The organism is Shewanella sp. 10N.286.52.E4 (assembly GCF_041468785.1).
In the GTDB taxonomy this organism is placed as follows: domain Bacteria; phylum Pseudomonadota; class Gammaproteobacteria; order Enterobacterales; family Shewanellaceae; genus Shewanella; species Shewanella electrodiphila.
Window position 1 is genome coordinate 69,155 of sequence record NZ_JBFRJJ010000023.1, and the last position, 15,520, is coordinate 84,674.

Here is a 15,520-nt window from a genome sequence, read left to right on the forward strand (position 1 = left end):
GTGAAATGTCAGTCATTTGATTGAGTATAGTGCTAAGCAACGGAGATTGTGTATGAAGACTTTGTTTAACAAGCGTATTTCAGCTGAGGCCGCGATTCAAAAACCTTATCAAGGGGCCACAAAAAAATTTGCAATGAGCAGTTTAGTGATTGCAACTGTAATGTTAAGTGCCTGTGGCGGCAGCTCAAGTGACTCGTCCAGTGATGGTCAAACTACACCAGATAATGCTTTACCAATTAATACTTGTGACACTAGTTCTGGCCTGACAATAGTCGACACAACGTCTGATTTAAACTTCAATATTGAGCAAAGTTATTCTGCGGGGCAATCTGCCACAGTAATTGCAAATATTAACAATCGCGATTCAGCTGGTCTTACCTATCAATGGCAACAAACATCAGGCCCTGACGTCTCGCTGAGTTCAGAAAATAGTCCTGTTTTATCATTTATTATTCCGAGTTCTGGCAACTACAGTTTTACTGCTAATGTGTCAGGCCCACAAATAGACCTCAGCGAAACTGTCTCAATTACAGCAGGCAGTGCAATTAACCAATTAAATATCAACAGTGACCACCAAGTTGTCCAAGGTAATGGGGTCAGCCTCAGGGTAGCTCGTATCAATGAGCAAATTGTTGATGAGATAGAGTGGTGTTACTTTTCTAACCAAGCCGTTGAATTAGATTTAACCGATCCTGAACGCCCCTTATTTACCGCCCCGTCAGTGAGTTCAGACAGTGTCATCGGTTTAAAGGCCACTGGCCAGTTTGCTGGTGAAACACTTTCCGATGAAGTGTTTGTGTTAGTCACCAATGAATCTGCAATCACATCACCTTACTTTGATCAACCCGTCGCACGAACCTATTCCTATAATTCTGCTTCTATTTATTCTGCTAATGCTTCAGATTGCGTATATTCAAACCAACTTAACCAAACTTGTGATATTGCTGATTTACCATTAATTGGCCAAGTCTCCAATTCAGAGAATATTGAATCTGTGATGGAGCGTGTTGTGGTATCTCATGACTGGATGGGAGAGAATTTTGAAACCTTCCTAAAGCAATCTGATCCCAATAGCGACTTTATTAAGCTACTGCAATCTGTCACGGCAGTTGTCATCAGCTACGATGTGAGACCTTCTTTTTACTGGGTCGCGACGGGTGCTATTTATCTCGATCCTGAATACTTGTGGTTCACGCCAGAGCAGCGAGACAGTATCAATGAAGCGCCAGATTATCGCAGTGACTTCGGTAATGATTTACAGTTCATCATGCCATGGCGCTATGTAAAAGATAATGATTATGCCTATGGCCGTATTGCAAAAACAGAAAGAACAACAAGAACCTTGGCAGATATCACTCCTAGTTTAGCCAGCTTGCTTTATCATGAATTAGCCCATGCAAATGACTTTTTCCCGCGCTCGATTCATAGCACGTTAACTGGGCCAACATTAATAGACGACTTTTACCGTCGTACAGACAGCAATGGCCTTATTTCTGATCAACTTCAAAATGTAGATCCGCTAACCAGTAGTGAAATGTTTGGTTTAGCTGGTGTTAGCTTTTTAGGTGAAACAGCGAATGAGACACAAAAAGCCTATATGCCGGATGATGTCACCAGCTTTTTCTTATCTGATCATGCGAATGATTTTTATGCCTACTCTTCTACTCGTGAAGATGCTGCCATGTTATTTGAAGAGTCATTTATGAGTCATCGTTATCAAATACAACGCGACGTAGCTGTTACCGATCCAACTAATCTTATAGTTGACTGGGGGCAGCGAGGTCGTGTGGGCTCTGCTGAGTTACTCGATAGAGCTGCATTCGTCATTGATGAAATCATGCCAGAAATAGACGGTAAGACTTTATTAAATGGTTTACCTGAACCTATTAATATGACGCCTGGACGAGATTGGTTTGAAAATATTGACATTAGTCCTAGCATTGCTCAATCACTGTCTAAAGTCAGTAGTTTAAGTAGCTCAGAGACAAGCGTTGAAAGACGCCCTGTTCTAATAGGTCGTGAACACAGAGATATGCCAATCCCTAAACGATAAGCGAGATACTCGTCAGGTACATGAGATCATAAAAGCCACCGATAAGGTGGCTTTTTATTTAACTGACAAAATTCAAAAAGAACGATTTACAATCTCAACATCTCTTTAATAAAAGGAATCGTTAACTTTCTTTGGTGCACCATTGATGCTTTATCCAGTTTATCAAGCACATCAAACAATGTGCGTAAATCACGTGCCATTCTAGTTAATAAAAAGCGCCCTACTTCATCAGATAATTGTAAGCCACGCATTGCAGCTCTTCGCTGCAGAGCCACTAACTTTTCTTCATCCGCCATAGGTTGTAGCTGATAAATTAACCCCCACTGCATACGAGAGATTAAATCAGGTAAGGCAAAACCCGCTTCCGTTGGCGACGAACTACCACTGACAATAAGACGACAATCTTCTTGTTCAGTCACTCTGTTATATAGATGAAACAATGCTTCTTCCCAAATAGGATGACCAGCAATAGCATCAATATCATCAATACAAATTAATTGTAGTGACTCAACACCTTCAAAAAGAGCAGGAGAAATGCTGGCATGGATCCCTAGGGGAATATATAAGGTACGACGATCGAGATCATTGGCATGAGCACAAGCAGCATGCATTAAATGCGTTCGGCCAGATTTTTCAGGGCCAAATAAGTATAAACTTGACGCTAAGCTACCTTCTGCAGCAGCTTGAAGCTTTTGAATCAACTCATCGTTACCCATGGCTGGGTAATAACTTTGAAAAGTCTCATCGTCAGGTAAGTATACGGGTAATGATAATTGTTTTGGTGAGTTTTGGGTCACTCAAAAATTCTCTAATAATGTAAACAAGCGACAGTTAGTATAACACAATCGTTTTAGTGTCTGCTGTTGTTTAACTAGTCTAACTCATTCAACTGTGATCAGTTAGATCGTGATCACGTATCTATTGGCTAGAAAACTAGCGACTAATGCCACTGGTAGTAGAGCGTGGTAACCTGTTCTGGTGAAACTTCCGTTGATTCTTGTTCAATAACTGGTTCGACAAAAGTATTTTCAGTTAAACGCTTGTTGATGTTCAAAAGTTTTTGTAAATCGTCAGCATCACCAAATAACTCAAGTTTATAGGTTACCGTATTAGCTTTAAACTGACTTAAACTGACTGTTTTAATTGCACTCAACTGATTTAAGTAAGCTTCAATTTCAACTAATTGAGCCATGCTCTGTACACCTGCTAGAGACAGCAAGGTCTCTGCACTATTGCCGCTGTCCGCAAAAGCATATTGGCTCACAAAGTATTCAGCTAAGGTGCTTAAAATCTGTTCGGTAGCTTGTTGGTAATCCAACACTTCAGCTTGTTGATGAATCAAAGGCTGCATTAATCCACCTTTATTACTTTTATCAAATAGTGACACTTGAAAACGCACAAAACCGCCCACTTTATCCATGTCAGCAACAGCAAAGTAATCGGCGCGGTAACGAGTAGATGCTTCTGCAACCACGTCAGTAAACATGCCTCGTACATCAGATACGCTTATTTTCATCACATCATCTAAATCCATTATTGGCAAAATAACAGGAATACCTTTGTTGCTTGAATCTAAATGAATCTGTGAACGCGTATCGAGCTCTGAGGCATCAGATAAAATATTGCGCTCACCTTCATCTTCAATTGATAGCCACAATAAAGTTAGAGGACGTTGACGCCCCCAAACTGGGAGTTCAGCTTGACGTAGCGTAGAAATAATTCGTTTATGATCGAAGTTCGCTTTCAATATCAGTTCATTATCAACTTCACTATAACCGTATTGAGTAAGCAGTACTTCAGGCTTATTGATTTGTGCTTTAACCAACGGGTGTTCTAATACAGATGGCAGACCTGAGTTTTTTACAAATACCGCAGACAAAGCAGTCTTCAACGCAGCTTGTCGCTCAGAGCGTGCTCTTGACGTGACAACAATATCAGCCTCATCTAAAAGGCCGATTTCTGCAGAAATCGCTTTAGGGCTATAAAAATTGAATAGCGCACTCATAACAATGATTTGTAAAAATATTTTTAGCATAAGAAAATAAGCAGCAATAGATGAAAGTGATCGAAGTGTAGCATATTAATTTTGCTTCTAAAATTACATTGCCTAACCAATTTTCAAGCAAGATTTGCCACTAATAATGCTAAATCTAGACTTAAACTTGATTTACATTACAGACATTTAACGATTATTGGCCTATCTTACAGCTTAATTTATACCTGAATGGAAAATTATCTACACATGAAACGTTTATTCATCCCATTGCAAGGTGCGCAAATGTTATTTGTCGCATTTGGTGCATTAGTATTGATGCCTTTACTGAGTGGTTTAGATACCAGCGTGGCATTGTTTACCGCAGGTATTGGCACACTGTTATTTCAAGTTATCACTAAAAGACAAGTGCCCATTTTTTTGGCTTCATCCTTTGCTTTCATTGCCCCCATTATGTACGGGGTGCAAACTTGGGGAATACCTGCCACGATGGGCGGATTAATGGTCGCAGGCTTTGTTTATGTCATTTTGGGTGCGTTAGTTAAAATTAACGGCAGTGGCTTTATCCATAAATTACTGCCGCCAGTAGTCGTTGGCCCTGTCATCATCATTATTGGTCTAGGACTCGCTCCCATGGCAGTTAATATGGCACTGGGTAAAACTGGGGACGGCAGCGCCGTTTTAGTCGATCAAAATATCGCGCTCTTTATTGCAATTATGTCTTTATCGACCACTGTAGCAATTGCTGTTTTTGCAAAAGGTATTTTAAAAGTCATGCCGATTCTGGCTGGGATACTCGTTGGCTATGGCCTCAGTATGGCTTTCGGTATTGTTGATTTTACAGCAGTTAACCAAGCACCATGGTTAGCAGTGCCAAACTTTGTCGCACCTGAATTTCATTGGCAAGCCATATTATTTATGATCCCTGTCGCGATTGCGCCAGCAGTTGAGCACATCGGCGACCTTCTCGCCATTTCCAATGTTACCGGTAAAGATTATCTTAAAAAGCCAGGATTACATCGCACCTTAACCGGCGATGGCATAGCAACGATGGCCGCATCAGCTTTTGGCGGCCCACCTAATACGACATATTCTGAAGTTACTGGCGCTGTCACGCTCACTAAAAGCTTCGATCCTCGGATAATGACATGGACTGCAATAACAGCCATTACGCTAGCCTTCATTGGCAAGTTAGGCGCGTTAATGCAAACCATTCCCCTACCTGTAATGGGTGGCATTATGTGCTTACTGTTTGGCTCTATAGCAGCTGTAGGTCTTAATGCTCTTATCCGTAATCAAGTCGATTTAAATGAACCAAGAAATTTAAGTATTGTTGGGGTTACATTAGTCTTTGGTATTGGCGGGATGGCGTTCGGTATTGGTGAGTTTAGTTTAACTGGTATCAGTTTATGTGGTTTAGTGGCTATTTTAATGAATCTTATTCTGCCAAAGACAATTAAAGACACTGAGGAAAGTGCTCATTAATTATTTATCCAATTAAAAATATTCTACACAATAAAAAAGCCCTAACGAATTGTTAGGGCTTTTTAATACGCTTTAATCGTATTAGCATCAGGCTCTGTTGCTAATCATCATTGGCGATAAAAAAGAGCTTATTCAGCGTCTTCTTCTGTACGAAACTTATCAGCAGTTTCTTTGATAATTGGTTGTAACTCACCTTTTTGGTACATTTCAGTGATGATGTCACAACCGCCAATTAGCTCACCTTCAACCCACAATTGTGGGAAAGTTGGCCAATTAGCAAATTTTGGTAATTCAGCACGAATATCTGGATGCTGTAAAATATCAACAAATGCAAACTGCTCACCACAGTTAATCATGACTTGTGCAACTTGCGATGAAAAACCACAGCTTGGTAACTTTGGTGACCCTTTCATGTATACGATGATAGGGTTTTCACTGATTTGCTGTTTGATCTTGTCTACTGTTTCCATTGTAATTCCTAAGTGCAACTTAATAATCTACACCCATTGTACAAGAGCTAGGGCAATAACAAAATCCCACAGTTTGTAGGGTTATAATAAAAATAGCTTTTTTAGATTGCGTCTATCGACATTATTCATCAAACAATGATTCACATCACAAAAATTTTAAGTACAATGTCGGCAGAGCAATGATGCCTAAGTGGTACTCATAAAAACGATAACCTATGTCCATGGAGAGATAATAATGGCTTTCGAATTACCAGCATTACCATATGCTAAGAACGCACTAGCACCACACATTTCTGAAGAGACTATCGAATATCACTACGGTAAGCATCACAACACTTACGTTGTTAAGCTTAATGGTCTTGTTGAAGGTACTGAATTTGCGAACAAAACATTAGAAGAAGTTGTTAAAACTTCAACTGGCGGCATGTTCAACAACGCAGCTCAAATCTGGAACCACACTTTTTACTGGAACTGTCTAGCACCAAATGCTGGCGGCGCGCCTACTGGTGCCATTGCTGATGCAATTAATGCAGCATTCGGCTCTTTTGAAGAATTCAAAGCTAAGTTCACTGATTCTGCAGTTAACAACTTTGGTAGCGCTTGGACTTGGTTAGTAAAAAATGCTGACGGTTCAGTTTCAATCGTGAACACAAGCAATGCAGCAACTCCTTTAACTGACGAATCAGTGACTTCATTGTTAACTGTTGATGTTTGGGAACACGCTTATTACATTGATTACCGAAACGTTCGTCCTAACTACATGGCAGCGTTCTGGGAATTAGTTAACTGGGATTTCGTTAACGCGAACTTCGCTGGTTAATCTACCTATTTAGGTACAAAAGAGATGAGATAAAAGGAGCCTTATGGCTCCTTTTTTATTACTCAAATTGGGATAGTTTCTGACTTTCCAAATTGTTCGCAATATTCGTTTATTTATAACTCCACTTTTGCAATAGTTGCAAATGCAACTGTTTATCTTTGTTTTTATTGAAGTTTTTATTTATCCCACCTCGCAAATATCAAACCTCTGACCTAGACTTAACCTAGCAAATGGTTTTTACACACAAGAAATGATGGAAATTATTTTCAGTTTTAGTCATTAAAAATGCGCTATCAATCACTTTCTTTCAGCTAAGTTTCAAGGGGTTTCTTATGGGCATATTCGAACATTACCAACAACGTTATGAACAAAAGCTAGATGAAGAATATTCATTACAGCAATTTCTCGAAATCTGTAAAGAAGATAGAAGTGCATATGTGTCTGCAGCAGAAAGAATGCTACTGGCCATCGGTGAATCTGAAACCATCGACACTTCGAAAGATCCGGTGTTGAGTCGTATTTTCTCAAATCGTCTTATTACCCACTACCCTAGCTTTAAAGACTTTTACGGTATGGAAGAATCAATTGAGCAAATTGTGTCTTATCTCAAACATTCAGCACAAGGCTTAGAGGAATCGAAACAGATCTTGTATCTACTTGGGCCTGTAGGTGGTGGTAAGTCTTCGCTTGCTGAAAAACTCAAATCACTGATGCAAAAAGTACCGATCTTCATCTTAACTGCTAATGGCGTCCGTAGCCCTGTAAATGATAGTCCTCTGTGCCTATTCGATGCAGATGAAGACGGTGAGCTATTAACAAATGAATATAATATTCCAACTCGTTACATTAAAACTATCATGTCTCCATGGGCCGTGAAGCGTTTGCATGAATTTGGTGGTGATATAAGCAAATTCAAAGTGGTTAAAGTCTACCCCTCAATTTTAGATCAAACAGCTATTGCGAAAACTGAGCCTGGTGATGAAAATAACCAAGATATTTCTGCTTTAGTAGGTAAAGTCGATATACGACAACTTGAGCATTTTTCACAAGATGACGCAGATGCTTATGCATACTCTGGGGCGTTATGTCGTGCAAACCAGGGCGTGATGGAGTTTGTGGAAATGTTTAAAGCGCCGATTAAAGTGCTTCATCCACTATTAACTGCAACTCAAGAAGGTAACTACAACGGCACAGAAGGGTTATCTGCACTGCCTTACAATGGCATGATCCTCGCCCACTCGAATGAGTCTGAGTGGACGACCTTTAGAAATAATAAGAACAATGAAGCTTTCTTAGACCGAGTGTATATCGTCAAAGTGCCTTATTGTTTACGTGTATCAGAAGAAATTGAAATATATCAAAAGCTATTAAGTAATTCTGAACTGTCTTCGGCGCCTTGTGCACCAGGTACCCTTGAAACCCTTGCTCAGTTTAGTATCTTGTCACGTTTAAAAGCACCTGAAAATTCATCAATATATTCAAAAATGCGTGTTTATAACGGTGAAACACTCAAAGATACTGATCCCAAAGCTAAGTCATTCCAAGAGTACCGAGATTACGCTGGGGTAGATGAAGGCATGCAAGGGTTATCCACTCGTTTTGCATTTAAGATTTTATCGCGGGTATTTAATTTTGATGACACAGAGATTGCTGCTAACCCCGTCCATTTATTCTATGTCTTAGAAAAACAAATTGAACAAGAACAATTTCCAAGTGAAATGAGTGAACGCTATTTAGAATTCCTGAAAGGATACCTCATCCCTAAATATGTTGAATTTATCGGGAAAGAAATTCAAACAGCTTACTTAGAGTCCTACTCTGAATACGGACAAAATATCTTTGATAGATATGTCACCTACGCAGACTTCTGGATCCAAGATCAAGAATTCCGTGACCCTGAAACAGGACAATTATTTGATAGATCAGCACTTAATGCAGAACTTGAAAAAATTGAAAAACCTGCGGGGATCAGTAATCCCAAGGATTTCCGTAATGAAATCGTTAACTTCGTATTACGTGCTAGGGCCAATAATGAAGGTAACAACCCATTATGGACCAGTTACGAAAAACTACGCGTTGTGATCGAGAAGAAGATGTTCTCCAACACCGAAGACTTGCTACCCGTAATTTCATTTAACGCTAAAACATCTGCTGATGATCAGCGAAAACACGATGACTTTATCAATCGAATGATGGAAAAAGGCTATACCCAAAAGCAAGTTAGGTTACTGTCTGAATGGTACTTGAGAGTGCGTAAATCGTCATAAATCTTGCTCACTTTGACCTGTATTACGATAAATCGGTATAGGTCAAAGTCCATTAGGAGTTGTGTATGGCAAATTTTATAGATAGACGCCTCAATGCAAAGGGCAAAAGCACGGTTAACAGACAACGTTTTATTGAACGTTATAAAAAACAAATTAAAAAGTCAGTAAGCGACGCTGTTACCCGCCGAAGTGTTACTGACATCGACAAAGGCGAAAAAATTAGTATCCCCACTCGGGATATCAGCGAGCCTATTTTTCACCAAGGACAAGGTGGGATCCGTGAGCGTGTTCACCCAGGCAACGACCAATTTAATCAAGGCGATCAAATTGAACGTCCTAAAGGTGGCGGCGCTGGTGATGGCAGTGGTGAAGGTGAAGCTTCAAATTCTGGTGAAGGCAAAGATGAATTTCTATTTGAAATTTCAAATGATGAATACTTAGAATTATTATTTGAAGACTTAGCCCTACCAGATCTTCAGCAAACCAATGCGAAGCAAATGGTTGAATTTGAAACCTATCGTGCTGGTTTTACTAATGTCGGTGTACCCGCCAACATTAATATTGTTCGGTCGCTTCGCTCGTCTCACGCCCGCCGTATCGCCATGACGGCCGGAAAAAAGAAGCAACTGAAAGCGCTTAAATCCACATTAAATGAGCTTGAAAATACCCCAGGTACGCAAGCTGAAATCATCATGGATTTGAAACAACAAATAGAAGATTTACAGAAAAAAATTGACAGTGTGCCTTTTATAGACAGTTTCGATTTACGCTTTAATAATTTTGCCAAACGTGAAAAGCCATCAAGCCAAGCCGTGATGTTTTGTTTAATGGATGTGTCAGGTTCGATGGATCAAGCCACTAAAGATATGGCAAAACGTTTCTACATTCTGTTGTATTTGTTTTTAACTCAAACCTATAAGAATTTAGAAGTGGTTTATATTCGTCATCATACTCAAGCTAAAGAAGTCGACGAACATGAGTTTTTTTACTCCCAAGAAACAGGCGGTACCATTGTTTCAAGCGCCTTAAATTTAATGCATGAAATTCAACAGGAACGCTACCCCGCCGAAGAGTGGAATATCTATGCTGCACAGGCATCTGATGGCGATAATTGGGCTGATGACTCCCCAGCGTGTAGACAGTTATTAGCGGATAAAATCTTACCGGTATCGCGTTATTTCAGTTATATCGAAATCACCCGACGCGCGCATCAAACCCTTTGGCGAGAATACGAAGCCTTACAAGAGCAGTTTGGCAATATCGCTGTACAACATATTAAAGAGGTTAATGATATCTACCCCGTGTTCCGTGAATTATTCAAAAAGCAGCCAAGCTAAGGAGAACACAATGACAGCAGAAAATATTGATTCAACCGAAGCTGACGATAATAAAAAAATGCCACTAGATGACGGTCCTGATTGGAGTTTTCCATTACTTGAAACCTACATGGAAGAAATTGAAAAAGTCGCAGCTTTTTATAAGCTAGACAGTTACCCCAATCAAATCGAAGTGATTACAGCTGAGCAGATGATGGATGCTTATGCGGGGATCGGCATGCCTATCGGCTATACACATTGGTCTTTCGGTAAACGTTTCATTGAAACCGAGCAAGGATATCGTCGCGGTCAAATGGGTTTAGCCTATGAAATCGTAATTAACTCCGATCCATGTATCGCCTATTTAATGGAAGAAAACACTATCACAATGCAAGCGTTAGTGATAGCCCACGCAAGTTTTGGGCATAATAGCTTCTTTAAAAATAATTACCTCTTTAAAACTTGGACTGACGCCAGTTCAATCATCGACTATTTAGTTTTCGCCAAGAACTATATTCATGAATGTGAGTTAAGGTTTGGTGTTGAGCAAGTTGAACTAACTCTCGATTCTTGTCATGCATTAATGAACTACGGCGTTGATAGATACAAGCGCCCTGCTGAAGTGTCATTTAAAGAAGAAAAGATGCGCCAAAAAGATCGTGAAAGTTACTTACAAAGCCAAGTGAATGATTTATGGCGTACGGTTCCTAAGAATCCTGATGAACACAAGCAAGACGAAGGCATTAATTTCCCCGATGAGCCACAAGAAAATATTTTATATTTCATCGAAAAAAACGCGCCATTATTAGAGCCATGGCAGCGAGAAATCGTCCGCATAGTGAGAAAAATGGCGCAATATTTTTACCCTCAGAAACAAACCCAAGTGATGAATGAGGGGTGGGCCACATTCTGGCATTACACCATACTCAATCACATGTTCGATGAAGGAACGGTGACTGATAGGTTTATGTTAGAGTTTTTACAAAGCCACACCGGCGTTGTCGCGCAACCAGCCTATAACAGTCCCTATTACAGTGGCATTAATCCCTATGCATTAGGTTTTAATATGTTTGTCGATATTAGACGCATTTGTGAAAACCCAACTGAAGAAGATAAAAAGTGGTTTCCTGATATTGCAGGAAGTGATTGGCTTACCACGGTGACCTTTGCCATGGAAAACTTTAAAGACGAAAGTTTCATTAGCCAATACCTGTCACCAAAAGTTATTCGGGACTTTAAATTATTCAGTATTCTCGATGACGACAGCTGTAACAGATTGTCGGTATCTGCCATTCATGACGACCGCGGTTATCATTTGATCCGTGAGAAACTATCACAACAGTATAATCTCTCTAATCTTGAGCCCAACATCCAAGTTCAACGGGTAGATATTAATGGTGACCGTTCATTAACATTACGCTATGTGCCTAATAAACGGATCCCTTTAGGGGAAAGTAATGAGCAAGTCTTGAAGCATCTACATCGTCTATGGGGATTTGATGTTAGCCTTGAGCAGCTTGATGCGAATGGAAAAATCGTAAAACTAGCCCAATGCCCTGCTCCTAAAGAAGAAGGAAAAATGACCACTCTGTAGTTGTTTTACTTACGTAAGTTTGTAGCATAAAAAAACCAACCGTTAGGTTGGTTTTTTGTATCAATATCAAAGATGTAACGGCTATATTATTCGCATTTATTTATCATTTTGTGCGATTTCAGCAGGCATATCATCACGCAGTTTTTGCCACATAATGCCGCTATTAATACCATTCGTCTTCATTAACGCAGGAACATCAGTGTACTTACCATCAATCGCCAATTTCTCTAATGCTTTATAAAAATCTAATGCGATAGATCGAGCTTCTTGACTCGAGAAGTAATAACGTCCTACTCGGCTGTATAAACCTTTAAATCCATTAAGAATTAAGACGTACAGTGGATTTCCCGACGAAAATGCCAAAGCATGATGCAACTCATAATCATATTCTGCATAAGCTTCAGCACTGTCTTCTAGTTGGTGTATTTTTGCTAATACTTCTTGTGCTTTTTCAGGGTTATTGCGCACCGCACCGCGAAAATATATCGCGCTAACATTTGCTCTTGCTGATAATAGCTGATCGACAAGCAACGGAAATCCATCTGGATTCAAATCCGCTATTGTCTCAAGAATATTAAGTCCTGAGGTTTCCCAAAAGTTATTAACTTGAGTTGGTTTGCCGTGTTGTATTTTTAACCAACCGTCACGAGCTAAACGCTGTAGTACTTCGCGTAACGTGGTTCTTGTTACACCAATTAATTCTGAAAGTTCGCGTTCTGCAGGCAAAATTGAACCTGGTGGAAACTTATTTTCCCATATCGAACGAACGATATACTTCTCTGCAAAACTTGCAGGACCTTTTGCATTGATAATTGTCAACTTGAACATCCCGTGGTTACCCAATGAACTGATCATACCAGAGGTCATGTCATTTCACACCATTGTGAGTCGTTAAACAATCGATTTAGATGCGCCAACGGCGATTAATTATACAAGTCGCAAAAACTTTGTGAGCCAATAGTTATATTGGTTACCTTTTTGTCGAAGGATAAGTTTTATCGCATTACAATATAAAAAGTTTGCGCTAAACTACGCGCCAAACAAAATGGATGTAAGTTAGTGGCACAACTAACGAATTTTGAAAATACAAATAATAAGCGCTAAGAAATAATTGTATCAACTTGATTAAACTGATGATAAGTAGCTAATAAACAACATAGTTTAAGCACTATCTAACCGGTTTTATCTTACAAACTCTCATTTCGGCTACGATTTGTCTGTCAGATTCCTTCCTCAAAAGTTCACTTATCAAATTCACAACTGGAGAGGCTATTATGCCGTCAACCCCTGGTGCTGCATTATTTAGTAACTTCTTGGGCAATTCGCCAAGATGGTACAAATATGCAATATTATCGTTTCTTGTAATCAATCCACTTTTATTTTTCTTTGTCAGTCCATTCATCGCAGGATGGGTACTTGTCATTGAATTTATTTTTACGCTCGCAATGGCGTTAAAGTGTTACCCACTTCAACCTGGTGGCCTGTTAGCGATACAAGCTGTCATTATCGGCATGACTTCGCCTGCACAAGTCTTACATGAAATTGAAGCAAATCTAGAAGTATTACTACTACTGATCTTTATGGTCGCCGGTATTTACTTCATGAAGCAATTGCTCCTGTTTGTGTTCACTAAAATGATCACAAAGGTGCGCTCTAAAATTGTTGTTTCGTTGATGTTTTGTATCTCGTCTGCATTTTTATCCGCTTTCTTAGATGCACTAACGGTTATTGCAGTTATTATCGCTGTCGCTATTGGCTTTTACTCGATATACCACAAAGTCGCTTCAGGTAAAGATTTTAGCAGCGATCATGACCATACCTCTGAAACTCGCGAACAATTGAATGACGAAGAGCTAGAAGCTTTTCGTGGTTTCTTACGTAACCTATTAATGCATGCCGGTGTTGGTACTGCATTAGGCGGTGTGTGTACGATGGTCGGTGAGCCACAAAACTTGATCATTGCAGCGCAAGCGCACTGGCAGTTTAGTGAATTCTTTATTCGTATGTCGCCTGTGACAATCCCTGTGTTTTTTGCCGGTATCACCACATGTTTTATCGTCGAAAAGTTTAAATGGTTCAGTTACGGTGCCCAGCTACCTGATGCCGTGCATAAAATTTTAAGCGATTACTCCGATTACGAAGATAAAAACCGTACCAAAGCAGACAAGATGAAACTGCTGGTTCAAGCACTTGTCGGCGTTTGGTTAGTTATCGGTCTTGCATTCCATTTAGCATCAGTTGGTTTAATTGGTTTATCTGTCATCATTCTAACCACTGCTTTTAATGGGGTTACTGATGAACATCAGCTAGGTAAAGCCTTCGAAGAAGCTCTACCGTTTACCGCCTTACTAGCTGTATTCTTTGCTGTTGTCGGCGTCATTATTGACCAACATTTGTTTGCGCCTGTGATTCAGTGGGCACTGAGCTTTGAAGGTAATGCACAGTTAGTGATCTTCTATATCGCAAACGGCTTACTGTCTATGGTGAGTGATAACGTATTCGTTGGCACGGTCTATATTAACGAAGTAAAAGCTGCGCTGATTAATGGCCAAATTACTCGTGATCAGTTTGATTTACTTGCGGTTGCCATTAACACAGGTACTAACCTACCATCTGTTGCAACGCCAAACGGCCAGGCTGCATTCTTGTTCTTATTAACATCTGCTCTAGCACCGTTAGTGAGACTGTCATACGGTCGTATGGTATGGATGGCGTTACCATACACAATCGTATTGTCTATCGTTGGTATTGTTATGATTGAATCTGGGCTCTTAACGGAATCAACCCAGTATTTCTACGATAATCAAATTATTATCCATCACTCTGCAAAAGAAGTTCTTGGCAGCTCTGTTGGACATTAATACTGATATGATTTAACGTTGCTTTAGAAAACACCCTCATTCGAGGGTGTTTTTTTATCGTCATAAATCGACAGGAGATTGATTTGACTGGTTTACAACATTTTACGCGTTCACGCGCTGCATGGATTATTTTATTGCTTTCAGCCATTGGGCTTGAAGCTGCTGCCCTATTCTTTCAATACATCATGGAACTCGATCCTTGTGTGATGTGTATTTATGTTCGAGTCGCTGTACTTGGGTTAATTATTGCTGGCGTGTTTGGCGCATTAGCACCTAAGTTATGGTTAACGCGTTTTATAGGATTAATTGGCTGGGGCGTAAGCGCTGCATGGGGACTTAAGTTATCCCTTGAATTAAATGAGTTACAAGTTGATCCTTCGCCTTTTTCTACCTGCTCATTCTTTCCTGAATTTCCAGCTTGGATGCCTCTTGATGAATGGCTTCCTTCGGTTTTCTCACCTACGGGGATGTGTAGTGATGATCCGTGGACATTTTTGTCAGTCAGTATGGCGCAGTGGATGGTGGTGACGTTTGTTATTTATCTCATTGTACTAGCAGTGATGCTTATCCCTGCAATCAAACCGCTTAAGACTAAATAGTGAATAGTATTTGTTAATGTACTTACTGAGCTCGCACACTATATACCCAACAAAAAAGCACT

At 40.0% G+C, this 15,520-nt stretch carries 12 protein-coding genes; 8 read left to right on the forward strand and 4 right to left on the reverse strand.

All coding sequences use genetic code 11. From position 1 onward, the window contains the following. Window positions 1-52 precede the first annotated feature (52 nt). The gene (locus AB4153_RS13775) at window positions 53-2,053 is read left to right on the forward strand and encodes a PKD domain-containing protein (protein ID WP_371997841.1); all 2,001 of its coding nucleotides are present in this window, start codon (window positions 53-55) and stop codon (window positions 2,051-2,053) included. Between the two features lie 86 nt (window positions 2,054-2,139). Here AB4153_RS13775 and hda read toward each other — a convergent pair whose 3' ends face one another. Together hda and AB4153_RS13785 are read right to left on the reverse strand one after the other, a co-directional pair. Beyond that, window positions 2,140-2,850 (reverse strand): DnaA inactivator Hda, encoded by a 711-nt coding sequence (gene hda / locus AB4153_RS13780; RefSeq protein ID WP_102526232.1) that lies wholly within the window; start codon window positions 2,848-2,850, stop codon window positions 2,140-2,142. 143 nt (window positions 2,851-2,993) lie between these two features. Continuing rightward, the gene (locus AB4153_RS13785; protein WP_371997843.1) at window positions 2,994-4,088 is read right to left on the reverse strand and encodes a DUF2066 domain-containing protein; all 1,095 of its coding nucleotides are present in this window, start codon (window positions 4,086-4,088) and stop codon (window positions 2,994-2,996) included. Window positions 4,089-4,295: 207 nt separating this feature from the next. Here AB4153_RS13785 and AB4153_RS13790 point away from each other — a divergent pair, with 207 nt between their 5' ends. Further along, the gene (locus AB4153_RS13790) at window positions 4,296-5,531 is read left to right on the forward strand and encodes a uracil-xanthine permease family protein (protein ID WP_303514364.1); all 1,236 of its coding nucleotides are present in this window, start codon (window positions 4,296-4,298) and stop codon (window positions 5,529-5,531) included. 128 nt (window positions 5,532-5,659) lie between these two features. On the opposite strand, the gene AB4153_RS13795 is transcribed toward AB4153_RS13790, so the two are convergent. After that, entirely contained in the window at window positions 5,660-6,001 is a 342-nt protein-coding gene (locus tag AB4153_RS13795; RefSeq protein ID WP_102526235.1) for a Grx4 family monothiol glutaredoxin, read from the reverse strand. A 235-nt stretch (window positions 6,002-6,236) separates the two neighbouring features. Between AB4153_RS13795 and sodB the strand changes: the two genes are divergently transcribed. From sodB to AB4153_RS13815, 4 genes are all read left to right on the forward strand, one after another. After that, a complete protein-coding gene (gene sodB, locus AB4153_RS13800) occupies window positions 6,237-6,821 on the forward strand; it encodes a superoxide dismutase [Fe] (protein WP_102526236.1) in 585 nt (194 codons plus the stop codon). A 332-nt stretch (window positions 6,822-7,153) separates the two neighbouring features. Beyond that, a complete protein-coding gene (locus AB4153_RS13805; protein WP_102526237.1) occupies window positions 7,154-9,088 on the forward strand; it encodes a PrkA family serine protein kinase in 1,935 nt (644 codons plus the stop codon). A 65-nt stretch (window positions 9,089-9,153) separates the two neighbouring features. Further along, window positions 9,154-10,425, forward strand: a complete 1,272-nt coding sequence (locus tag AB4153_RS13810; RefSeq protein ID WP_102526238.1) for a YeaH/YhbH family protein — start codon at window positions 9,154-9,156, stop codon at window positions 10,423-10,425. 10 nt (window positions 10,426-10,435) lie between these two features. Next, window positions 10,436-11,998 (forward strand): SpoVR family protein, encoded by a 1,563-nt coding sequence (locus AB4153_RS13815; protein WP_371997845.1) that lies wholly within the window; start codon window positions 10,436-10,438, stop codon window positions 11,996-11,998. A gap of 96 nt (window positions 11,999-12,094) precedes the next feature. Here the strand turns inward: AB4153_RS13815 and fadR are convergent, their stop codons facing one another. Beyond that, a complete protein-coding gene (fadR, locus tag AB4153_RS13820) occupies window positions 12,095-12,826 on the reverse strand; it encodes a fatty acid metabolism transcriptional regulator FadR (RefSeq protein WP_102526276.1) in 732 nt (243 codons plus the stop codon). Between the two features lie 446 nt (window positions 12,827-13,272). Between fadR and nhaB the strand changes: the two genes are divergently transcribed. Next, a complete protein-coding gene (gene nhaB / locus AB4153_RS13825) occupies window positions 13,273-14,859 on the forward strand; it encodes a sodium/proton antiporter NhaB (RefSeq protein ID WP_303514354.1) in 1,587 nt (528 codons plus the stop codon). 83 nt (window positions 14,860-14,942) lie between these two features. Next, a complete protein-coding gene (gene dsbB / locus AB4153_RS13830) occupies window positions 14,943-15,458 on the forward strand; it encodes a disulfide bond formation protein DsbB (protein WP_102526241.1) in 516 nt (171 codons plus the stop codon). The last annotated feature ends 62 nt before the right edge of the window (window positions 15,459-15,520 follow it).